Genomic DNA, 23,767 nt, shown 5'->3' on the forward strand with positions numbered 1-23,767 from the left:
AGGGAAGATTTTTAAATTACCAAACAATTCCGTCAAAATTTTTCATCGCAATCAACTTCTCAGACGTAAATCCCTCAGCATAAGTGACTCCCGAAAGTCTTCCCAAATCCTGCGCACGATATGTCAGGCTTTCATAAAAATCTTTCGAAGTAATTGGTGTCTCCGGTTCCTTAGAAGTAGGATCATAAAACTGAGTTTTGAATGCCATACAGGCTTCTATTTTTTTATCCAGATGTTCAGAAATATCAATTACAAATTCCGGTTCAATATTTTTCCATTGAATATAATGAAAAACATGCTTTGGTCTCCATACTTCCTGATTCTCCCCTTCCAAAACCGTTTCTATTTTTCTCAGACCTGCTAAAAAGCACGCATCCGACACTAATTTCGCTCCTTTTGCATGATCAGGATGTCTGTCATCAATGGCGTTGGCTAAAACGATTTCCGGCCTGTATTTACGAATCATTTTTACGATCCTCATCTGATATTCTTCAGAATTTTCCAAAAAGCCATCCTTCATTCCAAGATTTTCTCTGGCAGCAACTCCTAATATTTTTGCAGAATTTGTGGCTTCTATTTTTCTTGTTTCATCAGTTCCCCTTGTGCCCAGTTCGCCTTTTGTAAGATCAACGATAGCACATATTTTTCCTTCAGAAATCATTTTGGCGATTGTTCCGCCGCATCCCAGTTCCACGTCGTCAGGGTGCGCACCAAAAGCAAGTATATCTGTTTTCATATTTTCAAAGATAAGATTTAAAATAAAAACTTCCCAAACATTACGAATGGGAAGTTTAATATATATAATTTAAATTTTAAATTATTTGTTGATCTCCGCGTTTAATTTTACCGCATCCTGATAAGTAGGATCCAATTGTACAGATTTAGCAACATAATCCTTAGCCTTAGCAACATCACTGTCTTTAGACAGATAAGCTACCGCGAAGTAAGCGTATGCTAAAGTCTGTTTATTTGCATCAACTTCTGCAGGTTTTACAGTAGCAATATACTTTTCGTAAGCAATTTTTGCTGCATCATTATTACCCGCCTGCTGATAAGAATATCCTAAGCTGTAGTAAGCCGGAGCCCAATCAGGAAGTAGCGTACTCATTTTCTGCCATGTCTGGATTGCTCCACCCCAGTTTTTAGCTTCTTGGTAAGCTGTTGCCAGCTTAAATAAAGAGTCTGTATCCTGAGCATTAGCCGCAACTTTTTGCTTTAATCCTTCAATAACAGGGTTTGTTGGTCCTGCATCCGCATTAGCCTGAGAAGCTCCCCCACCAGCAATTTTAGCCAATTCCATATCCCATTTCATTGTTTCATCCTTAGCAGCTTTAGCAATAGCAATTTTTTGCTGCGCTTCAGTTGTTAAAGCTGTTTTCTTAGCTGCATCCGTTTCAGTTTTAGCCAGTCCTGCTGCGATCAAACCTTGTAAACCTTGATCTGCAGGCTGTATTCTGGATTTGTCAGCCTGAGATGTGAAGCTGTCCATATTTTGTTTTGCTTCAGCATATTTTCCATCTGCATATAATTGATAAGCTCTTAATTTAAACTTAATCGGATCATTAATTTTATCAAAAATCTTATCTAAAACCTGCTTTGAGTTGGCGTAATCTTCATTAGTAAAATAAAGCTTAGCAATTTCTAACTGAGTATATGGATCCTCATCAGCATATTTTGTATAGTTGATAAGGTCTTGAGTCGCTTTTGCATTTTGCTGATATCTAATGTCATAAGCTGCCATCACCTTGTATGCAGGTGCATAAGACGGATCTGTAGCAATTGCTTTTTCGATATTCGTCTTTGCTTGTTGCCATTGCTGAGCAGCCATCCATAGAGAACCGATTCTTGTATAAACCGATGCCTTATTTTTAGCTAAAGGCAAAGCTTTTTCGTAAGCTGTCATCGCATCACCAGGCATTCTTTTCAATCTGTAAGCATCACCTAATGTATAGTAATAGTGCGCAGGAACCTCTTTTCTCTGAGCTCTTTCAATTGCTTTATTTAAGAATTGGATTGCAAGATCCGGAGAGTTATTTTTCTCAAATAACGTTAAAGCTTCAGCCGCTCTGAACAATACTTCAGCATCTTTTTCTCTGGAATCCGTTACAACTTTCTGAATTTCAGCAATTGCATTTTTATCACCTTTTCCAAGTTTTACTGCTGCCAACCCGATTTTATTCAAATAGCTTTTGCTGTCTGCTGCAATACCTTTATTAAAATTTTCCGTAGCTGCTGCGAAATCCGGCTCTACCTGCTTCAAAAATGTATTTCCTAAGTAGAAATAATTTTCTGCGCTAGGCTCTTTCGCAATCATATTAGTAAAATTAGTTTTTGCTTGAGCAAATTTATCGCTATCAATACTGTTGATGCCATCCTGTACTGTTTGCGCAAAGGCAAAGTTGGTAAAAAATACCACTGCTGCTCCAAAAGCAATCTTCTTTACATTCATAATCATTATATCTTTCATTTTATATTTTAAATTAAGATTATATTATACACAATTTTCAGACCAAAATAATAGACTTATTGAGGGTAAAACGTTAATTTAATATTTTTTAACGCATTTGAACTTCTCTTCGGTACAAATTATATGGTTGTAGCCCTTCTTTTTGAACAATCATCTGCCCCAATTGGGTACATGAATATCTTATAAAGCCGTTAGCAATATTGAAATTTCCTTCATTGGTTAGAAAATAAAGAGTTCTTGTGAATGGGTAATTCATTTTCCGAAGGTTCTCAGAATCTGTATTGTATAGTTTTCCTTTGTTTTCAACAGGAAGAATTTTCACCATACTTCTCAGCTGTTCAGATTCTTTATCGTAAGGACGACTGAAAGTGTTAAGGCCTATCACACCGATTTTATTTGGATATTTACCTAATTCTTCAATAATATTTTTACTTCCCGGAATGATAGAATATTTTAAATCTTTCGGCTGTTTTTTAAGCTTTTGGGCAACAAAATTTAAGTTGCTGGAATTAGCCCCGTCAAAAATAAATGTTTTTTCTCCAGACTGCATTCCCTGAGCAATTTCTTCCATCGAAATACTTTCTTTCGGGGAATCTTTTGGAACAATAAAAACAACTGCATCTGCTGCAAATTTTGCCGGTAAAAACTTTAAATCTACCTGTTCTTCATATGCTTTAATCTCCTCCGGACTTAAATTTCTTGACATTACGGCAATTCTGGCCTTGTCATGTAACAAATCAAGAAAGCCTAAATCTTCTTTTTTTGTAACAACTTTGATTTTCGTCTCGGGATAATTGATCATATATCCTTCTGCCAAAGCCTCTGTAACGCTTTTAAAAGATTCATCCGTAAAAATCGTCATTTCACCTTTATGATAGGAAGGTGACTTGTCCTCATTCTTGCAGCTTACTGCTATAATACTAAGAAAAAACAGCATTATAATTTTAACACTATTTTTCATTTCCTGAATCTTTTATTTTTGAAATCGCTCTGTAAATTCTGAAAATACCATAAAGAATCAGTAATCCTCCAAGGGCATAGGCAACACCAGGCTCCAGAATAGTGAAGAAGAATTTGTAGAAAATAACTACAATTCCTAAAACGATATAAAACAATCCCGTGATGAGGGATAACCAATTGAACATCATACAACAAAAATACCAAAAAAAATAAAAAGAGAAGCATAAGCTTCTCTTTTTTAATTATTATTTAAAGATAAAATTATCCTTCAAAATTCATCTTCACAGGGAAACGGAAACGAGAACGAACTGGCTGCCCGTTAACTTTACCCGGAATCCACTTAGTTTTGATACTCTTAACCGTTCTTTCGGCCTCTCTGTTGAAGTCCTGGTTTGATCCAGAAGCTTTAACCTGGCTTAAAGAACCATCTCTTTCAACAACGAAAGTGATCTCAGTACTTAAAGTACCTTCCCCTTCCACTGAAGAATTGTCAAAATTATCCATGAATTTAGATCTAAATCCATTGATACCTCCTGAACTAAAATCAGCAGATTGATCCACAGACTCATATACATCATTGGTAACCTGAGGCTTCACTTCAGCAGTTGAAGTTTTAGTACCAGTAGATGGTGGCGGTGGCGGAGGAGTATAAGCCGGAGCTTTTACACCTTCCTGAGCTACCAATCCAGTCTGAGTTTCTAATTGCTTAGAAATCGGTGGTGGTGGAGTTTCAATTTTCGGAGCTTTTACAGGCTCTGGAACCACGTTCTGAATAATTTCAATTTTCTCCTCTTCTTTTGGAGGTGGAGGTGGTGGAGGTGGTTCTTCTTCTTTTGGCTGCTCGATAATTTTATCTTCCTGAAGAATTTCTACTAAATCTGCCTTCACTTCTTGTGGAGGGGGTTCAGTAAGCCTTTTAATGGTAAGATAGATAAATGGAGACAAAGCCGCTATCAGGAATAATGTTGTTCCTACGATAAAAGATTTCGTCAGAAGTCTTGGATACTGATGTCTTAAATCGTATGCACCATATTCCTTGTTTCTATTTTCAAATACAATCTCGTCTAAGGTAAGACGTGGATCGTATGCATTTTCATTTGCCATAGATTTACAATATTATGGTTTAAATTACTTTGTAGCCGGTGCTGCAGGAGCTCCTGAGTTACCCACCCTTTTGTCATAAATTGCTTTTTCCCAAGGCTTAAGATCAGTAACACCGTACTGCTCGCTTTTGGTAATCGCCATTTCGTCAAGGATATCTACGAAGTTTTTATATACAGCATCGTCAGTCGGTTTGATAATTACAGTAAATTTTGTTTTATCTGCCGCATTTGCTTTTGCCTGCTCAATTACTTTTCTAATTCCTTCTCTGTCGAAGCTAGTTTCATTAAGATTCTGATCCGTTAAAGACGTATTGTCTTGTTGGTGCCAGAAAATCTTATTGTCTTTACCTAATAATAAAGAAATAGAGTTAGAAAGTTTAATTTCTGTTGGAGGTGGTTTTTTTGTTTCATCTTTCGGTTTTGCCGGAAGACCCAAATCCATTACATTCGGTTTTGAGAATGTGGTTGTGAACATAAAGAAGGTAATCAAAAGAAACCCTAAGTCCACCATCGGAGTCATATCTACGCGGGTATTCTGCTTCTTGGAACGGACCTTGCCGCCTTTCCCGCCTTTTTCCTGTACTTGTACTTCTGCCATTTCTAATCGATATTATTCGTTAGGTTTACCTTCTTGTGATGTAATCAACCAAAATTTAAGAAAATCAATATCTCTTAAACCCTCAAATAAGCTTTTTACTTTTGGATATTCTGTAGTAACGTCGCCTTTGATAGCTAGTTTGTATTCAGGGTTTACTTTTAAACTCTGTTCTACCCAATCCACTAATTGCTTATTTGTGCTGTCCATAGGGATTCCCTTAGGACTTTTAAAATTCTTCTGCTCATCTTCCGGCAAATCAAGATAGCTTTTCAGCTGGTTCATAGGAACTCCGATTGCCTGTACTCTTTGGAAAGCGGCTTTTTCATTATTGTCAAAAGTAATACCATACTTCTGGCCCATATTGTCTAAAAGCTTTACTCTTTCAGATGCGTTTTCTACCGGCTGGAAATAAAATTTTCCGTCCGGAGTAGCGTTGATGGTCATCAAGCTTGCATCAGGAAGTAACTTCTCTGATATTGAAGATGGCGGTTTGATCTGCTCCACGTCAGGTTTTTTAAACTGAGTGGTCAAGATAAAGAACGTAAGTAGTAGGAACGCAACGTCACACATTGCCGTCATATCCGTCACTACTCCATGTCTTTTTGGTTTGACTCTCGCCATTATTATTAATGATTTTTAATTAAACTTCGTTTTACTTAATGCAAATTCCTTGCTAATTCTTAGTTGAATTCAGCGAAAGATTGTTGGATGCTCATTGCGATCTCGTCGATCTTATAAGTTAATCCGTCAATTTTAGAAGTAAAGAAGTTATAAAGGATGATAGCGATAGCTGAAGTACCGATACCTAAAGCTGTATTAATCAAGGCTTCAGAGATACCTGTAGAAAGTGCAGCTGCATCCGGAGTACCACCTCCTGAACCTAATGCGAAGAACGCCTTGATCATCCCGATTACCGTACCTAAAAGTGCCACTAACGTTGCAACAGTACCTAATGTAGAAAGGATCATCATGTTTTTCTCAAGCATTGGCATCTCAAGAGTAGTAGCTTCTTCAATTGCTTTGTTAAGCGCTACCATTTTTTGCTCTTTGTTAAGCGTAGTATCATGTGATAAAGCTTTGTAAGTAGTAAGACCTTCCTTCACCACGTTACCTACAGAACCTTGCTGTCTGTCGCACTCTTCTAAAGCTTCGTCAATTTTGTTTTGGTTTAGTAAGCTTCTTACTTGTACAACGAAGTTGTCTAAGTTCCCTTTTCCGGCAGCTTTACCAAGTACGAAATATCTTTCGAAAGAGAAAACGATTACCGTGATCATGAAAGTAATCAATACCGGTACAATTACCCCTCCTTTGTAGATAATTCCTAAGAACGACTCTGGGTGAATGTCTTTTCCTTCAACACTTGAGAAAGCAACAGAACCACTACCAAGTTTGTCTGCGTCTTTGAAATTTCCTGGGTTACCCAGAACGAATAAATAAATAGCAACTCCTATTAGAAATAAAATAGGAATAATAACAGCTGGATTTAAACCTCCTGCCTTTCTAGCAACTACTTGCTCATCATTTTTTGAAACATTCATTTCCATATTTAACTAAATTATATTGTTTTAAAAATTTTTACAGTTTGTAAATTAAAGGCAAAATTAATTAAAATGCAAGAGTCTTAAATAAACATTTTGCTTTTTTTCGACAAAGAAATTTTAATACGATTTCGATATTATAATTATTTTCTCTTTTTTTGGCAATAATCGTTAATTTTAACAATTACGTTAAAAATTTAAAAATTTTGAGGCCGCATTTTTTTTAATTTGCCAATGTTAATTTTTTTTTAAATTACGATATTCACAATTCTGTGAGGAACAACAATGATTTTTTTCGGGGTTTTGCCTTCCAAAATTTGTTGCATTTTGTCATCCTGAAGTACTAAATCTTCTACTTCTTTGGCAGAAAGCTGCGCAGAAAGTGAAATTTTAAACTTCATTTTACCATTTATGCTTATCGGATACTGAATTTCGTCTTCTACCAAGTAATCCTCATTCAATACAGGGAATTTCTCGAATTCTACAGACTCATTGTGACCCAACAGGCTCCAAAGCTCTTCACAGATGTGAGGGGCATAAGGAGAAATGATAACGGCTAACGGTTCTAAAATATTGCGTTTGTTGCATTTTATTTTTTGCAATTCGTTTACAGCGATCATAAATGACGATACAGATGTATTGAAAGAGAAGTTCTCAATGTCGTAAACCACCTTCTTTATTAAGGTATGCAATACTTTATATTCTTCTTTCGTAGGTTCCTCATCTGACACTTCAAAAACTTCGCCATTAAAGTATAAATTCCAGAATTTTTTTAAGAAACCGTAAACTCCGCTAAGACCTTGTGTGTTCCAAGGCTTGGATTGTTCCAATGGTCCTAAGAACATTTCATACAATCTTAACCCGTCTGCTCCATATTCATTACAAATGTCATCAGGATTTACAACGTTGTATTTTGACTTTGACATTTTTTCAACTTCACGACCTGTGATGTATTTTCCGTCTTCCAAAATAAATTCTGCGTCTGCATAATCCGGTCTCCAAGCTTTGAAGGCTTCTGTATCTAATTCATCGGATGTTCCTTTTAATAAAGATACGTCAACGTGGATTTGCTGAGTCTTATAATCTTTTGCTAAATTTTTAGATACATATTGATTAGTACCATCAATTCTATACACAAAAGCACTCATCCCCAAAATCATCCCCTGATTAATCAACTTCTGAAAAGGCTCATCATGATTAATATATCCTCTGTCCTTTAAGAACATATTCCAGAAACGGGAATACAACAAGTGACCGGTCGCGTGCTCGCTACCTCCGATGTATAAATCTACCTGTCCCCAATAATCTGCCAGTTCTTTTTTAACAAAAACCTCATCATCATTCGGGTCCATATATCTAAGGAAATACCATGAGCTCCCTGCCCAACCCGGCATTGTAGATAATTCTAACGGGAAAACTGTTTTCTCATCAATTAAGTTTGTATCCACCACTTTTTGATTGGCTTCGTCCCAAGCGAAAGTTTTTGCATTTCCTAATGGCGGATCTCCGTCTTCGGTCGGTAAATATTTTTCAACTTCAGGAAGTTCCAGAGGCAATGCTGAAGCCGGCAATGTGTAAGGCATTCCATCCTTATAATATATAGGAACCGGTTCGCCCCAATAACGCTGCCTTGAGAAAATAGCATCACGCTGTCTGTAATTCGTTGTTCCGTGGCCAATTCCTTTTTTCTCGATTGCTGTAATGATGACGGCTTTGGCTTCATTATAATTTAAACCATTCAAGAAATCAGAATTTACACAAACAGAATCTTTAGAATCAAAAGAAGCTTCCTGAACGTCTTCGTCAGTTTCTACTACTTTTTTAATTTCTAAATTAAATTTCTTTGCAAATCTGTGGTCGCGCTCGTCATGTGCAGGAACCGCCATTACCGCTCCTGTTCCGTATCCCATCAAAACATAATCCGAAATATAGATCGGCATTCTTTCATTGCTGAACGGATTGATTGCATAACTTCCCGTGAAAGCACCGCTTACGTTTTTCACGTCAGCCATTCTGTCTCTCTCGGTTTTTTTGGAAGTTTCTTCAATATAATTGTCTACCTCAGCTTTTTGTTCTGCTGTAGTAATTGTTTCCACTAAAGGATTTTCCGGCGCCAATACCATAAAGGTTGCCCCGAAAATAGTATCAGGTCTTGTAGTGAAAACCTCAATGATTTCGTTATTGTGAGCTTCAATTTCAAATTTCACCTGCGCTCCCTGGGATTTTCCGATCCAGTATTCTTGAGAATCTTTCAATGGTTGTGGCCAGTCCAGCGTTTTAAGACCTTGTAATAATCTTTCAGAATACGCAGAAATCCTCATGCTCCACTGCATCATTTTTTTCTGATAAACAGGGAAACCTCCTCTTTCGGATTTTCCGTCTTTTACTTCGTCGTTGGCTAATACTGTTCCTAATGCAGGGCACCAGTTTACCGTCGTTTCCGCTCTGTAAGCTAAACGGTAATTTAATAAGATATCTTCTTTATCAATTTCAGAAGCGTTTTTCCATTCTTCTGCCGTGAAATTTAATTCATCGTTCTGATTGGCATTTAATTCTTCCGTTCCTTTTTCTTCAAAATGTTTGTTTAACGTTTCGATAGATTCTGCTTTATCAGTATTTTTATTATACCATGAATGGAACAGCTCAATGAAAATCCATTGTGTCCATTTATAATAGGAAGGATCGGAAGTTCTTACTTCTCTGCTCCAATCGAATGAGAAACCGATTTTTCTTAACTGCTCTTCGTATCTGGTAATATTTTGCCCAGTCGTAATTGCAGGATGCTGCCCCGTCTGAATAGCATATTGCTCAGCAGGAAGCCCAAAACTATCATAGCCAACAGGGTGGAGAACATTAAAACCCTGATGCCTTTTGTATCTCGCATAAATATCGGATGCAATATATCCCAGCGGATGGCCTACATGAAGCCCCGCTCCCGATGGATACGGAAACATATCGAGAACATAAAATTTGGGTTTGTCTGTGTTATTGGAAGTTTTGTACGTTTGATTGTCTTCCCAGTATTTCTGCCACTTTTTTTCTATCTGCTGATGATCGTAAAACACTTTTTATAGATATTAGATGTTAGATTCTAGATATTAGATTATTTAAATTCCACTCTAGTTTTCACAAAAATAATGATTTTAAAAGAAATGGAAATTTAATTTTTGATTAATTAGCATTAACAAAAAAATCCCATCCGAAGATGAGATCTTTATTTTTAGAATTAATTCTGAATACTATTGAGGAATTCTCTTGAATGTATAGGTTACAGAATTATATTCGGTAGGATCTGTTGTATCTTCGATCGTAAGATTCAGGGTATTTTCATTGAGTGTAGTCACTTTCCCTTTGTCTGGTTCCACGATTCCCTGATATTTGATCTGAACAGCTTTACTGTCTTTATCAAAAGTATAGGTAAAGTTTCTGTCGAAAGTAATATCACACATACCCGGAGTTGCGCTGTCACCCTTATCCGTTCTTTTCCCTGTATTTCCTGCATTGAAAACCCATCTTCCTTCTTTCTGACAATCTGTATAGGCAATCTCGTCTGAAACAGGAGTACCTCCAACGGGAACGCTTGTAACGACTTCTTTTACCGGCTGCCAGGTTCCAACAAGCGGATATTCGATAGTAGGGTTGTCATCATCACTACATCCAGTAGCTACAAATAATGATAAACCTGCAAATAGTAATGCTAATTTCTTCATGTATCAAATTTTTCAGACGCTAAAATTATAATTTTTTTGATTTAATTAATAGTTTTTTGTGAAAAATTATTAGAAACTTATTTATTTTCAAAATTATAAATGGATTTCCGCCCAATATTACTGCTATTTAACAAATATTGAACTTTAGAATAATCCTCTATTCTCCGAAAAAAACTATTTTTGCACAAAACATTGCAAATGCAAGACATAACGAAAAATAATTTTGACTTTATCCGTGTTCTCCTCGCTTTTATCGTTTTCGTTGGACATTTGGGAACTTTGAGTGCTTCAAAAGATCTCAAAATACTTGAACACAGCCCGATAGAGATTGCTGTTTTCGGTTTTTTCGTTGTGAGCGGATTTCTTATCGCAAGAAGTTACGACAGGTCTTCCAGCTTAAAAAGCTATTTAAAAAAGAGAATCAATAGAATTGTTCCTGCTTATTTGCTCGTTGTTTTTTTGTGTGCCATATTATTAAGCTTCGTAAGTACACTTCCTCTTTCCGAATATTTCAGCAACACACAGGTTTACAAATATCTTTTCTGGAATTCTCTGTTTTTGAATTTTAAGGCGCCGTGGCTTCCGGGAGTTTTTGGAAATCAGGCTGTGAATGGAGCTTTATGGACCCTTAAGGTAGAAATGTCGTATTATTTTTGCGTCCCGTTATTGTTCCTGCTTTTTGGTAAAAACAATAAATACCGGAATATCAGCTTGATTATTTTATACTTTATTTCATTGGTTTATCTTAATTATTTTGAAGGATTAAATAAGATGTCAATGTCTAAGCAACTTCCCGGCGTGCTGTGTTATTTTATAGCGGGAATGCTGATTTATTTTAATTTTGATAAATTTATTCAACATAAACACAAGCTTTTCATTATCGCGTTGGCTACCGTTTGGATTGATTTGATTTTTGATATCAAATTATTCTCTCCAATGATGGTTGGCATTATTGTCCTTTATATCGCTTACTCCTTTAAGTTTTTAAATAACTTCGGAAAATACGGAGATTTTACATACGGAATTTACATTTTCCACTTCCCTATCATCAGAACTTTTACCACTTTAGGGCTGTTTGAAGATTATAATCCGTTTGTAATGGCATTTATCTGTATGCTGCTTGTCATCGCTGTCGGTGTAAGTTCATGGCATTTTTATGAAAAAAGATTTTTATAATTTAATTTTAAAGCACGAATGAAAGATCTGGTCTCCATCATCACTCCATCATATAATTCCGCAGAATTCATCGAGGAAACAATACAATCTGTCCTAAACCAGACCTATGAAAACTGGGAATGGCTGATTTCCGACGATCAATCCAAAGACAATACCGTCGAAATCATAAAAAAATACAATGATCCTCGGATAAAACTGCAGGTTCTCGAACAAAACGGAGGCGCAGGAAACGCAAGAAATAAAAGCCTTGAAAGAGCTCAGGGGAGATACATTGCCTTTCTGGATTCCGATGATTTCTGGTATCCGGAATACCTGGAAACGATGACCGACTATATGCAGGAAAACAATGCAGAACTCGTATACTGCAACTATTCCAGATGTGATGAACATACGATGGAACCTATTTTAAAAGATTTTGAAGCAGATAAAATCGTTACTTTTTCTAATTTGCTTAAAACCTGCAGACTGGCTCCGGTTTCCACCATTTACGACACAAAAAGAGTCGGAAAGTTTTTCTTCCCGGTAAAAAGTAAGCGTGAAGACCACGTCATGTGGCTGAATTTATTAAAAGAAATACCAAAAGGGTATCCCGTAAAAAAGACCCTCGCAAAATACAGAATGCGTGAAAACAGTGTTTCCAGGAAGAAGAAAAATATCATTAAAGACCAATATCTGGTATATAAGGATTTCATGGGATTTTCCACATTAAAATCTTTGTATTACACAGCAAACTGGGCCTTAAACGGATTTTTAAAATATTCTAAAATTTTCAATTAATGGAGTATTCAAAAGAGTTTAAAGCCGCCCTGAGTGCATTTTCCAGCATAGAAAAAGACCGCCTCATTTTCAGGCTATTGAAAAAAGACAAACTTTTATCTAAAAAACTGTACTTTGAATTGATCGATCAGGAAACCACTGACGACAAACGCGATACAATGGAAGAAAATGTTCGTGAGAAAGTTTTGCTAGCTTCAAAATATACCGGAAATCAAAAATATTTCCTGGGAATTGTCAGAAAAATAAGTGCGGAAATTACGGAACATGTAAAAATTACAACAGATAAATTCGGGGACGTTTCGCTTAATTTATTGTTGATTGATAAGATTTTAGATTACAACGAAGATCTTGGCCGACAAAGATTTGACAATGTGTACAAGCTTTATCTTTATATCATTAATAAAATTTTTAAAGCTTTAATTCTTACCAAAAAACTGGATGAAGATTACTGGATGGAGATTGATGAATACCTTAAAAATATTGAAATAAAAATTAATAAAAATCATTATCTGCAAAAGCTCTGCATTAATAACAATCTAGACTTTACATGGCTGAGAAGTGAAAACATTCCCGAAAATATAGATCAGATCGTAAAAGAAATAAAAAACCAGGGATTTTTACGATAAAATTTTCTTTATAATTAATTCTGTCGAATTCGGTTTTTCTGTGACGAATTTCTCTGCCTTTTCCGACATTGCCTGAAGAGCGTCTTCATTATTAATCAAAAACATTACAAAATCAGCGGCTAAACCTGCGTTCTCAAAAGATCTTCCGCCATCCACAGAAATGAGTTCATCTGCTTCAGGATTTTTTCTGTAATGATTTCCAAAAATTACCGGAACACCAAAAGTTGCCGCTTCCAGAATATTATGGAGTCCTGCATCATGAAAACCTCCGCCAACTACCGCAACATCGGCATAAGAATATAATTTTGAAAGCAAACCGATGCTGTCAATAATTAAAATCTTTGACTGAAAATTTTTAGTTGAATTATTAATTTCACTGTATAAAATTGCATCAGGAAAAATCTGCTTTAAATGCTGAACTCTTTTTAAATCATGTGGGGCAATAATCAATTTTGCGTAAGGATTCCCCAGCGAAACCTCTTCCGCAATTTTTTCTTCCGCCTGCCATGAGCTCCCGAAAACGACCACTTTATCATCTCCAATAAAGTTACTGATAAAATCCACATGATTATTACGACTTCTCAACTGTTTTACACGATCAAACCTAGTGTCGCCCGTTACTGAAGATTGAGTAAGCCCTACACTTTTGGCCAGAGCAAAAGACATATGCGTCTGATGAAAAAACCAGTCGATATTTTTTCGCAACTGTTTTACAAACCACTTTCCATACGAAGTAAAAAACGATTGACTGTCATAAAACAAGGCAGAAATCACATATGTTTTTATCCCTTGATTTTTTAATTCCTCCAACAGATTATACCAATAATCATATCTTACCGTAAAAAATAGTTCAACAGAAAACTGTGAAACAAACTCTTTTACATAAGACTTTTTATCGAAGGGTAAATAACAGACCACATCTGCAATATTTTTCTTCTTAACAACATTCTCATACCCCGATGGAGAGAAGAAAGTTAACAGAATTTTATGGGTGGGAAATTTTTCTTTTAATTGTTCTAAAACAGGAAGTCCCTGCTCATATTCGCCCAGGCTTGCGGCATGCATCCAGATGACTTTATCAGATTTTGAAAATACTGATTTTACTTTTTGTAACGACTCTTTCCTTCCTTCAACGCCTTTTTTAGTTTTATCATTAAACAACGAAAAAACTTTCATCCCGAAGATGAGCAAACTGATGAATATGTTGTAAAGAAAAGTCATTATTGAATATTTTTAATCATTTGAATATTCCAACAAAAATAAATAATACAATTAAGCTTCCAATCACTGCGAAAATTGCCGTCGCCATCGGAACCCTCGGTTTCGCATTTCCATCAAAGGAATATCTGAACATATAATCCTGACTGTTCAGGAAGATCAACGTAACCAATGTGAAGAGCCACCTGATGAAAACTCCCATGATAAGAAACTGGGCATCCTGGTTATCTTTCGTGATTTCTACAGGAAAATTGGTAGATTCGGGAGATCTTACTACAAAGGCAAACAAAAAATAAAATACAGTAAGCAAAACCGGCATCAAAAAAGAATATTTTTTACTTCCGAAGTTATCTGCTTTACCGTCAAAATCAAAGTGAACAGGAATTGTCTGTGGTAACGTTTTATAATTTTTTACCGTAAACCACCACAAAAAAACAAGTAATCCAAAATTACAAATATCAAAAATTGTAAGAAGAATATTTTCCATCCCAAATGATTTTTTAAAGATTAAAGTACACTTTTAATAACTCTCAATTTATGCGTATGTTTATTCATTTCTTTATTAAAAATTCCCGTAGAATCCAGGGTGTCAATCCTTACTTTTCCTGAAGCATGGATGATTTTCTGATTCTCCAGCATGATCCCGACATGCACGATTCTTCCTTCATCATTTTCAAAAAATGCCAGATCACCGGGTTGGCTTTCCTCAACAAAAGTTAGTGATTCTCCCACTTCAACCTGCTGAGAGGCATCTCTCGGTAATTTCACGTTATGAACTTTATAAACCAATTGTGTAAACCCGGAACAGTCTACCGCGAAAAAGCTTTTTCCGCCCCATAGATAGGGAACATTTAAAAATTCTCTTGCCGTGAGAGCAATACTTTCACGAACGTCATGGCTTCTTCTCGATGCCACAACAGGAAACTCAACTTCCGAACCTATTGAAAGTAATGTTTTTCCGTCATTCATCAAAACGGAAGAAAAATCTTCAGTCACTACCGTAACTTTTCGTTTTGCCAGTTCTTCGTCTGTCACAGGCTTTAGCTGTTTTGTATCCATCCATCCTTCATAGCCGTCGTAATGCATTTTTATCTTGGTCCAGTTTTTATTCACTTCCAAAATATCTGCACTTTCTCCATACAATATTTCCGTAACAATTTCCGCTCTGTCAGAACCTTCCGCACGAACGGGAGCCACTGTAACAATACAAATTCCTTTATTCATCTTATTAATTTAGAGATTAAGAAATTTAGGAATTAAGAAACTCATGTATTTTCTAATTCTAAATCTCCGAATTCTTTATCTTTTAATTATTTCCTGCGAAGGAAATTCACACCGTCCCGCAAAGGTAAAATAAGATTTTCAAAATCATCATCTTTTGCGATCAAATCGTTTAATTCCTTAATTATCTGTGTAGATTTCTGCTTCGGATTTTCTTCCAGCACTTTCCCGTACCAGAGGACGTTGTCAAACATTACCACCGATCCGGATTTTGTTTTAGGCTTGATTAATCTAAAATATTCCGCGTAATTTTCTTTATCCGCATCAATAAAAACCAAGTCAAAAATCTCATCTGTTTCCCTTAAAAATTCCTTCGCATCCTGAATCTTAAAATTAATCTGATTTGAATATTCACTTTCTGCAAAATATTTTCTGGGTAGATAAGCTAAATCTTCATTCACATCCAGTGTTGTAATTTTTCCGTCTTTTGCTAAGCCTGCCGTTAAACAAAGTGTAGCATATCCCGTGAAAGTCCCGATTTCAAGAATATTTTTCGGCTGCATCATTTGAGAAATTATGGTTAATAATCTTCCCTGCTGATAACCGGAAATCATATGGGGCTGTGTTGTTTTCTGATACGTTTCCCTTCTTAATTTTTTCAGAACTTCAGGCTCCGAGGAAGCGTGTGTTTCCAGATACCTGTCCATTTCTGGATTCTTTTCTTCAAAAAAGCTCATTCTACAAGTTTTTGTTATTCAAATTTACTTAAATATAAGGAAAATGCATGAAAAATCCCGAAGATTCTGAAGCATGGGGAAAACCCCATATCAATTACCGTAAAAATACGGATAGTTTTGCTCTGCAATAGCTCTACCTTTGCAAAGAAGGGTAAAAACACTAGAAGAAATAAAATGAATGTAGAGGAAAAACAAATTAACACGAAGAATCAAAGAGCCTCGATGCCGCAAGGTAAAACGGGCTCTTCTTTAGAAAAAACTAAACCGAAAATATCCAATTCATTTTTTCAACGAATTATTTCATTATTGAAAAAAGAAGAATTAATTTGATTAAAAAAATAAATCCCGAATTGCTTCGGGATTTATTATTATTGATTGAATGATGTTTAATTATTTTTTTGGCGTGATATCCATTAATTTCATGAATTCATCAAGCTTAGGCATAATGATGATTTCCGTTCTTCTGTTTTCCGCTCTTCCTGAAACGCTCATATTTGTCGCTTTAGGATTGTATTCGGAACGTCCGCCCGCTGTGATTCTTGCCGGATCTACACCGAATTGAGTTTGTAAAACTTTCGCTACCGCTGTACCTCTCAATGCAGAAAGATCCCAGTTGTCTTTTGGTAAATTTGGTGAGTTTAGAGGTGCGTTATCCGTGTTACCTTCGATCAATACAGAATATTTATCGTAATCGTTGATCACTTTAGCCACTTTCCCTAATACTTCCTGAGCAGCCGGTAAAACGTTGTAATCTCCTGTTTTATATAACATTTTATCTGAAAGTGAGATCATTACGACTCCTTTCAATACTTTCACCTGAACATCATCGTCAGCTACATTGTCCAAAGATCTTTTCAATTTGTTTGATAATGCTAAATTTAAACTGTCGTTTTTAGCATTGCTGGAAATTAATTGCTTGATATAAGAGTTTGAAGCATTAATCTCTCCTACTAACTTATCGATATTGGCAGAACTTTTTCCAGTATTTGAAAGACAAGCGTCAAGTGAAGATTTTAAAGCATCATGCTGACTTTTTAGTAAATTATTCTCACTCGTTAAAGCAGAATTTTGAGATTTCAGATCCTGAATTTCCCTCTGTCTTTCACCCACGTTTTCAATACATTGCTTGTAGTTTGAGCTTAGTGCATCGTACTGCTTTTTGCTGATACAAGATGTCATTCCCAACGCCATTGCAGAAACTGCTAGAATTTTAAAAATTTTCATAAATAATCATTTTTTGACGAATCAAAGGTAGAAAATTCATTTTAATTATATAAATTATCTTTGCACAAAAGAAATCCTCAGCATAGATGTTGAAAATAATAAGCTTTAAAAATCAATTAGAAAAAATTATTCATTCTTCTGAAAAACACACCTTCCTTTTGGCAGTGAGCGGCGGTGTGGATTCTATGGTTTTGGCCCACATTTTTAATGATTTAGGATTAAATTTTCAAATTGCACATATCAATTATAAGCTTCGTGGTGAAGATTCGGATCTTGATCAAAAAGTTGTTCGGGATTTCTGTGAAAAAAATCATATTAAATTTCATTTATACGAAATTTCAGATAAAGATCAAAAGCCGGAAAACTCGATTCAGCTTTGGGCCAGAGAATTGAGATATCGTTTTTTTAAACAAGTTCAACAAGACGAAAATCTGGAATTCCTGGTAACGGCTCATCACCTGAACGATCAGCTGGAAACTTTCATCATTAACCTTTCTAAGGCATCAGGAATCAATGGTTTAAGTGGAATTCCAACCAATGACAATAATATTTTAAGACCTCTCTTAAACTTTACAAAGGAAGAAATCTACGCTTTTGCAAAAGAAAACAATATTGAGTACCGCGAAGATCTTTCCAATACAAAAAGTGATTATTTAAGGAATAAAATAAGACTGGAAATTGTTCCGAAATTATTAGAAACCAATGAACATTTTTTAGAAAATTTTAAAAAGAGTTCTTCCTATTTAAAACAGACCAAAGATTTTGTTCAGCAACAGATTCAGGAGATAGAAAAACGGATTACTATCTTTAACAAATACCACAAAATTCTATCAAAGAAAAAGCTGGTGCAGGAAAATGACTTTGTTAAGTTTGAAATTTTAAAAAAGTACGGTTTTAATCAAGAAGAAGAAATTTCGAAAATTTTTAAAGCTGAAAACGGAAGCTCTTTTTTTTCAAAAGATTATCAATTGATGGTTAATTATGATGAACTGGTCATAAGCGGGAAAACGGAGGATGGAGGATGGAAGTTTGATGACAGAGATAAAAGAAGCAAGAATGAAATCCTTTTAATTGAAAAATTTGACTTTTCAAAAAGCCGAATCGACATTAATCTTGAACATCATATTGATGACATTGAAGAAATCGATAATAAATTTGAATGGGAATTTGATGCTGAAAAACTCCAGTTTCCCTTGCGATTAAGGAGACTTAAGGACGGTGATGAATTCTACCCTTCCGGTTTTTCCGGGAAAAAGAAAGTTTCTAAATTTTTTAGAGATGAAAAAATATCTATTTTAGCAAGGCCAAAAATATGGATCTTGTCTGATTGTAATAACAATGTACTCGGAGTTGTCTCTTATAGACAAGATGGAAAATACAAAAAAGATGAAAAAACAAAATTTACACTCAAAATTTTTAACTAAAATGAAGTTTAGAAACTGGTTTTTATTAATTCTTCTGTTTTTAGCGACAGGAATTAATGCACAAATCAAAAATCCCGTAAAATTCAAATTTACAATCAACGAATTAGGAGACAACCAATACGAAGCCGTGCTGAATGCCACGATGGAAAGTGGCTGGCATATTTATTCTAAAGACATCCCGGAAGACACAGGAATTCCTACTGATTATAAAGTTTCAGGAAAAAATATCGAACTTATCGGAAAGTTTGTGGAAGTTGGCAAAAAGCATGAAGAATTTTCCGAGGCTTTTGGCGGAAAGATTATTTATTATTCCAATTCTGCCGGTTTCAAGCAAAAATTTAAGTTAAAAGACGGGACAAAACCAGGAGATGTAGTGGCTGAAATCACTTATCAGACCTGTGATGACAGAGTTTGTCTGGCCCCGAATACCTTAGAATTCAATCAAAAAATTACACCAAAGGGCGCAACAGCAGAAGCTGCAACCGACGAAAAAACAGAACCCGCAAAAGATTCTGCGAAAGCCTCTGAAGTTACAGTGGTAGCTCCTGCAAATGCAACGGTTACCGTTACAGAAAACCCTCAATTGGATCCAAAACAATTAAAAATACCATCAATAGATTTCCAAAAACCATTGACGGATTGCGGAACTGCCTCTACAAAGGTTGAGGAAAACTATTGGACTTATTTGTTCTTAGGATTCATCGGAGGATTGATTGCATTATTGACTCCATGCGTTTTCCCAATGATTCCACTTACGGTTTCATTCTTTACAAAAGGGAATAAAAATAAAGCAAAAGGGAAGAGAGATGCTTTAATTTATGGATTCTTTATCCTTTTAATTTTTGTTTTATTAAGTATTCCTTTCCACATTATTGATGGGATTGCAGGAAATATTTTCAACGAAATTTCCACAAGCGTATGGCTGAATATCGTGTTTTTCATCATATTTATTTTCTTCGCAGGAAGTTTCTTCGGATACTATGATATTACGTTACCAAGCTCGATTGCCAACAAATCTTCAAAAGCGGAAGAAGCCGGTGGAATCATCGGAATTTTCTTCATGGCTTTGACTTTAGTTATTGTTTCTTTCTCATGTACAGGCCCTATTTTGGGAAGTTTATTGGGAAGTGCAGTGACAGGTTCGGCAAACGTTCCGATGTTGTTGACATTTGCTTTGGCTGGCTTCGGGTTGGCTTGGGCGATTATTTTCGGATTGCTCGCTTTATTTCCGCAAGCGTTGCAAAGTCTTCCAAAATCAGGAGGTTGGATGAACACAGTGAAAGTGGTTCTAGGCTTTGTAGAATTGGCTTTAGCTTTAAAATTCTTATCAAAAGCAGACCTTGTTTCTAAAACTTTCTTCTTAAAAAGAGAACTTTTCATCGCAATATGGATTCTTGTTGCGCTTGGATTAGCATTATATTTATTTGGATTAATCAGATTCCCGCACGATGATAAAAAACCGAAGATTTCCATTACAAGAAAGATTTTAGGAGTTTTAGGATTCGGATTTGTGATTTATTTAATTCAGGGACTAATTCCTTCTGACCGTCCGAAGCTGCAGTTATTAAGCGGAATTTTACCTCCATTGAATGTTAGCTATTTCCACGATGAAAAAGACGGAATTCTTGGAATGCATCCTGAACATGACTTCTTTAAAGCCATTGAATTAGCTAAAAAAGAAGACAAGCCAATTTTAATTGACTTTACAGGCTATGGTTGTGAGAACTGTAGAAAAATGGAAGAATTCGTCTGGAGCGAGCCTGATATTTTACCAATTCTCCAAAACGATGTGGTTCTGGCCTCTCTTTACGTAGACGACAAAGAAGAACTTCCTGAGGATCAGAAAACTAAAATCGACCTGGGTGACGGACAAGTGAAAAAAGTAAAAACGATCGGTGACAGATGGAGCTTATTCCAACAGGTGAATTTTAATAATAATTCCCAGCCGCATTATGTTTTAATAACTCCTGACGGAAAAGTAATCAACAATCCGGTTTCAGGATACATGCCTAAGGAAGATTTTAAAAAGTTCCTTGAATGTGGTGTAAATTATTATAAGAAAAGTAAATAATTTTCACATAAAATATATAGCCTTATCATTACTTGATAAGGCTTTTTAATACATTGATTTTAACAGTATTTAAGTTTAAATTTTCAACAAAATAATAAAATTAATATCATTTTTGAATTTTAGGTACAAACTTTGTATAAATTCCATAAAACAAGTAGTGAATTTTCACATTTTATTAAATACCGTTTAACATTTAAAAAATATTAATTATGGCTGAAGTAATTGCACAAGAAAAGCAAGGAGGAAGCAAACAAAGAAAAAAGCTGATCAGAGTGGATATGACTCCTATGGTAGACCTCGGATTTTTATTAATCACATTCTTTATGTTTACCACAAATTTTACAAAACCGAATGTAATGGATTTAGGACTGCCAGCGAAAGACCCGAATCCAATTCCAAGACATCCAATAGACATTGATGTAAACAATCAAATTACATTTATTCTTGGTAAGGATAATCGTGTATTTTATCATCAACAAGCTAAAGAAGATTTAAATTCAGGTAATTTAAAAGAAACCGATTTCAGTGGAATAAAAATTTCAAAAATTATTTCTGAAGCTCATAAAAATGCTCCGAAACCTGAAATTTTCACAGTAATTGTAAAGCCGACCGATGAAGCAAACTATAAAAATTTCGTAGATATTCTAGACAATATCGCGATTTCTAAAAAGGAACGCTACGGAATCACTGATATCAAACCCTGGGAAAATAAGATTTATGAAGAATTAACCAAATAAAGTAAGAAGAGCATTTTTAAAGTGCTCTTTTTTATTTACTTTTGAGAGTATAATTTTTTGTATTCAATGAAAAACTTTTTAACCGCAATTGCTATTACAGCTTTATTTATTTCATGTTCTAAAAAAGAAGCAAATCCTGTTTCAAACCAGATGGACAGCACAAAAATTATTGATTCCATTAATGCTGCAAGAACAAAAATAAACGACAGCATCCGAAATAAAAATAATTTTAAAGACTTTAGCGGAACGCATAAATTCACCCACAACTTAATTAAAGATCCAGGAACTGTTGATTTCAAAAAAATTGATGGCGAGGGCGATCATTATGATATTTCAGGAGATATTAATTCCGGGGAAAATTCCGTTACAATAAAAGGTTTTATGGCTGTTGTTTCTGATAAGCACATGAATTTTACAGGAGAAATCACTCAAAGTATTTCTGCAAACAGCAACGGAAAACCTTATATTAGAAAGAAAACGACAACTTTCATGTCTAAAGACGGCGGAAAAACGTACAGCCTGCAGGATATGGTAAATGGTTCGGGATTTGTTGATCATATTGATATCCACTTTTAATTTTTTTAATTATGTTAAATTTCGAGAGAAAAGGAAACGGAAAAGAAGTCTTGGTTTTGCTTCACGGGTTTATGGAAAACATTTCCATCTGGAACGATATGGAACCTCATTTGTCCGAAAATTTTTCATTGGTAAAAATAGACCTGCCAGGTCACGGACAGTCGGATATTATAGCCGAAGTGCAGACAATGGAACTGGTGGCTGAAGAAGTAAAAAGGGTTTTGGATGATCAGAATTTAGAAAAAGTACACTTGTTGGGGCATTCCATGGGAGGTTATATTTCTTTGGGATTTGCTGAAAAATATCCTCAATATCTTAAAAGTTTAACATTATTTTTTTCCAGTTATCTTCCCGATGACGAAGAAAAAAAAGCACAACGCATAAAAAGTTACAGAATCATAAAAGATTCTTTTTCCCATTATGCAAGAGCTGGGATCCCTAATTTATTTAATCCAAATGAAAGAGATATCCTGGAGGGAAAAATTGAAACTGCATTGGAAGTTGCCCTTTCTACCAACAACTTGGGAGCTTTGGCTTCTGTAAAAGGGATGGTGGAGAGAACTGACAAAAGACACATCCTTGAAAATCTTGATGCCAAAATCCTTGTAATTGCCGGAAAACACGACAATGCAGTAAAAACCGAAATGATAATTAAAAACCTTCCTGACAGGACCAATATCAAATCATATATTCTGGATTGCGGACACAACGGACACTGGGAAAAACCGAGTATCTGTGCGGAAATCATCAATACAGAGCTCCTTCATAATATGCCGAAATACTTAGTTTTCTGATATGCTGGATTTCTTCTCTTTCAAAAAAAAGAAACCGGTTATCGGACTGACACTTTCCGGCGGTGGAATGCGCGGAATTGCTCACATAGCAGTTTTAAAAGCTTTGGAAGAGTATAACCTGAAGCCTGATATCATCTCAGGGACCAGCGCAGGATCCATTGTCGGGGCATTTTATTCTTTCGGGAAATCGCCGGACGAAATGATAGATATTGTAAAACAGACAACTTTTTTTTCAAGGTCCTATTTAAAGCTTTCCAAAAACGGGATTTTTAGTTCAAAATTTATTTTAAAATTATTTATGGATTTTTTTCCTGAAGATGATTTTAAAATACTTAAAATTCCTGTTTATGTTGCAGCAACGGAAATGACTCACGGAATTGTTGATTTCTTTTCCGAAGGTGAACTTTTTGCGCCATTATTGGCCTCTTCGAGCGTTCCTTTTATTTTGCCACCTGTAAAAATTGGAGAAAAAATATATGTTGACGGCGGTGTGCTGGACAATCTTCCGATAGAGCCTATCGTAGATAAATGCGATTTTTTAATTGCCTCCCACGTCAATTCCATCAGCTATGACAGCCTTGAAAACATGAGCTTAATGAAAGAATTTGACAGGATTTTACACCTTGCAATCGCAAAATCCGTTTATTCTAAAGCAAGTACTTGTGATATTTTTCTTGATCCACCGAAAATGACGAAATTCAGTTTATTTAATAAAAAGTTTCTTGATGTGATGTTTCAGGAAGTTTACGAATATACCTGTAAAGAGCTTGAAGGAAAGGGATATTCGAGGGTTTCTTCTTGAGTTTTAGA

The 23,767-nt window shown here is 35.4% G+C and carries 24 protein-coding genes; 9 read left to right on the forward strand and 15 right to left on the reverse strand.

Going from position 1 to position 23,767, the window contains the following annotated elements:
* Positions 1–16 precede the first annotated feature (16 nt).
* The 10 genes from bshB1 to ATE47_RS13570 form a co-directional block, all read right to left on the reverse strand.
* Positions 17–736 carry a bacillithiol biosynthesis deacetylase BshB1 gene (bshB1, locus tag ATE47_RS13525; protein WP_062162462.1) on the reverse strand — a complete coding sequence of 240 codons (720 nt, stop codon included), beginning with the start codon at positions 734–736 and terminating at the stop codon, positions 17–19.
* A gap of 81 nt (positions 737–817) precedes the next feature.
* Positions 818–2,467, reverse strand: a complete 1,650-nt coding sequence (locus ATE47_RS13530) for a tetratricopeptide repeat protein (RefSeq protein ID WP_062162463.1) — start codon at positions 2,465–2,467, stop codon at positions 818–820.
* 88 nt (positions 2,468–2,555) lie between these two features.
* The gene (locus tag ATE47_RS13535; RefSeq protein ID WP_062162464.1) at positions 2,556–3,428 is read right to left on the reverse strand and encodes a PstS family phosphate ABC transporter substrate-binding protein; all 873 of its coding nucleotides are present in this window, start codon (positions 3,426–3,428) and stop codon (positions 2,556–2,558) included.
* The gene (locus ATE47_RS13540; protein ID WP_185097097.1) at positions 3,418–3,615 is read right to left on the reverse strand and encodes a DUF308 domain-containing protein; all 198 of its coding nucleotides are present in this window, start codon (positions 3,613–3,615) and stop codon (positions 3,418–3,420) included. The genes ATE47_RS13535 and ATE47_RS13540 overlap by 11 nt, the downstream gene beginning before the upstream one ends.
* 73 nt (positions 3,616–3,688) lie before the next feature.
* Positions 3,689–4,531: an energy transducer TonB gene (locus ATE47_RS13545; protein WP_062162465.1), complete on the reverse strand. Its 843-nt coding sequence runs from the start codon at positions 4,529–4,531 to the stop codon at positions 3,689–3,691.
* A 24-nt stretch (positions 4,532–4,555) separates the two neighbouring features.
* Positions 4,556–5,128, reverse strand: coding sequence for an ExbD/TolR family protein (locus tag ATE47_RS13550; protein ID WP_062162466.1), 573 nt, complete (start codon positions 5,126–5,128; stop codon positions 4,556–4,558).
* A gap of 12 nt (positions 5,129–5,140) precedes the next feature.
* Positions 5,141–5,749, reverse strand: coding sequence for an ExbD/TolR family protein (locus ATE47_RS13555; RefSeq protein ID WP_062162467.1), 609 nt, complete (start codon positions 5,747–5,749; stop codon positions 5,141–5,143).
* Between the two features lie 59 nt (positions 5,750–5,808).
* The gene (locus ATE47_RS13560) at positions 5,809–6,672 is read right to left on the reverse strand and encodes a MotA/TolQ/ExbB proton channel family protein (protein WP_062162468.1); all 864 of its coding nucleotides are present in this window, start codon (positions 6,670–6,672) and stop codon (positions 5,809–5,811) included.
* Positions 6,673–6,914: 242 nt separating this feature from the next.
* A complete protein-coding gene (gene leuS, locus ATE47_RS13565; protein ID WP_062162469.1) occupies positions 6,915–9,731 on the reverse strand; it encodes a leucine--tRNA ligase in 2,817 nt (938 codons plus the stop codon).
* A gap of 174 nt (positions 9,732–9,905) precedes the next feature.
* Positions 9,906–10,376 (reverse strand): lipocalin family protein, encoded by a 471-nt coding sequence (locus ATE47_RS13570; RefSeq protein ID WP_062162470.1) that lies wholly within the window; start codon positions 10,374–10,376, stop codon positions 9,906–9,908.
* A 198-nt stretch (positions 10,377–10,574) separates the two neighbouring features.
* On the opposite strand from ATE47_RS13570, the gene ATE47_RS13575 reads away from it, so the two are divergent.
* Genes ATE47_RS13575 through ATE47_RS13585 form a run of 3 tightly spaced genes read left to right on the forward strand, consistent with a single transcriptional unit; the run spans position 10,575 to position 12,955 of the window.
* Positions 10,575–11,552, forward strand: a complete 978-nt coding sequence (locus ATE47_RS13575) for an acyltransferase family protein (protein ID WP_062162471.1) — start codon at positions 10,575–10,577, stop codon at positions 11,550–11,552.
* An 18-nt stretch (positions 11,553–11,570) separates the two neighbouring features.
* Complete coding sequence (locus ATE47_RS13580) at positions 11,571–12,329, forward strand: glycosyltransferase family 2 protein (RefSeq protein WP_062162472.1); 759 nt, start codon at positions 11,571–11,573, stop codon at positions 12,327–12,329.
* Positions 12,329–12,955, forward strand: coding sequence for a hypothetical protein (locus tag ATE47_RS13585; RefSeq protein ID WP_062162473.1), 627 nt, complete (start codon positions 12,329–12,331; stop codon positions 12,953–12,955). Before ATE47_RS13580 ends, ATE47_RS13585 begins: the two co-directional genes overlap by 1 nt.
* On the opposite strand, the gene ATE47_RS13590 is transcribed toward ATE47_RS13585, so the two are convergent.
* The 5 genes from ATE47_RS13590 to ATE47_RS13610 all read right to left on the reverse strand — a co-directional run bounded on the left by ATE47_RS13590 (position 12,947) and on the right by ATE47_RS13610 (position 17,355).
* A complete protein-coding gene (locus ATE47_RS13590) occupies positions 12,947–14,176 on the reverse strand; it encodes a 3-deoxy-D-manno-octulosonic acid transferase (protein ID WP_062162474.1) in 1,230 nt (409 codons plus the stop codon). The two genes, ATE47_RS13585 and ATE47_RS13590, sit on opposite strands and share 9 nt — an antisense overlap.
* Before the next feature lie 16 nt (positions 14,177–14,192).
* Positions 14,193–14,660: a DUF1648 domain-containing protein gene (locus tag ATE47_RS13595; protein WP_062162475.1), complete on the reverse strand. Its 468-nt coding sequence runs from the start codon at positions 14,658–14,660 to the stop codon at positions 14,193–14,195.
* A gap of 20 nt (positions 14,661–14,680) precedes the next feature.
* Entirely contained in the window at positions 14,681–15,397 is a 717-nt protein-coding gene (locus tag ATE47_RS13600) for a C40 family peptidase (RefSeq protein WP_062162476.1), read from the reverse strand.
* A gap of 86 nt (positions 15,398–15,483) precedes the next feature.
* Positions 15,484–16,131, reverse strand: coding sequence for an O-methyltransferase (locus tag ATE47_RS13605; RefSeq protein ID WP_062162477.1), 648 nt, complete (start codon positions 16,129–16,131; stop codon positions 15,484–15,486).
* 390 nt (positions 16,132–16,521) lie between these two features.
* Positions 16,522–17,355 carry an OmpA family protein gene (locus tag ATE47_RS13610; RefSeq protein ID WP_062162478.1) on the reverse strand — a complete coding sequence of 278 codons (834 nt, stop codon included), beginning with the start codon at positions 17,353–17,355 and terminating at the stop codon, positions 16,522–16,524.
* Positions 17,356–17,441: 86 nt separating this feature from the next.
* Here ATE47_RS13610 and tilS point away from each other — a divergent pair, with 86 nt between their 5' ends.
* From tilS to ATE47_RS13640, 6 genes are all read left to right on the forward strand, one after another.
* Positions 17,442–18,779, forward strand: coding sequence for a tRNA lysidine(34) synthetase TilS (gene tilS, locus ATE47_RS13615; RefSeq protein ID WP_062162479.1), 1,338 nt, complete (start codon positions 17,442–17,444; stop codon positions 18,777–18,779).
* A gap of 1 nt (position 18,780) precedes the next feature.
* On the forward strand, positions 18,781–20,850 hold the full coding sequence (locus ATE47_RS13620; protein WP_062163559.1) for a protein-disulfide reductase DsbD family protein: 2,070 nt from the start codon (positions 18,781–18,783) through the stop codon (positions 20,848–20,850).
* Between the two features lie 209 nt (positions 20,851–21,059).
* On the forward strand, positions 21,060–21,587 hold the full coding sequence (locus ATE47_RS13625) for an ExbD/TolR family protein (protein WP_062162480.1): 528 nt from the start codon (positions 21,060–21,062) through the stop codon (positions 21,585–21,587).
* 66 nt (positions 21,588–21,653) lie between these two features.
* The gene (locus ATE47_RS13630) at positions 21,654–22,163 is read left to right on the forward strand and encodes a hypothetical protein (protein WP_062162481.1); all 510 of its coding nucleotides are present in this window, start codon (positions 21,654–21,656) and stop codon (positions 22,161–22,163) included.
* 11 nt (positions 22,164–22,174) lie between these two features.
* On the forward strand, positions 22,175–22,957 hold the full coding sequence (locus ATE47_RS13635) for an alpha/beta fold hydrolase (RefSeq protein ID WP_062162482.1): 783 nt from the start codon (positions 22,175–22,177) through the stop codon (positions 22,955–22,957).
* 1 nt (position 22,958) lies between these two features.
* Positions 22,959–23,759, forward strand: coding sequence for a patatin-like phospholipase family protein (locus tag ATE47_RS13640; protein ID WP_062162483.1), 801 nt, complete (start codon positions 22,959–22,961; stop codon positions 23,757–23,759).
* Positions 23,760–23,767: the final 8 nt, after the last annotated feature.

The sequence above is a fragment of the Chryseobacterium sp. IHB B 17019 genome, assembly GCF_001456155.1.
In the GTDB taxonomy this organism is placed as follows: domain Bacteria; phylum Bacteroidota; class Bacteroidia; order Flavobacteriales; family Weeksellaceae; genus Chryseobacterium.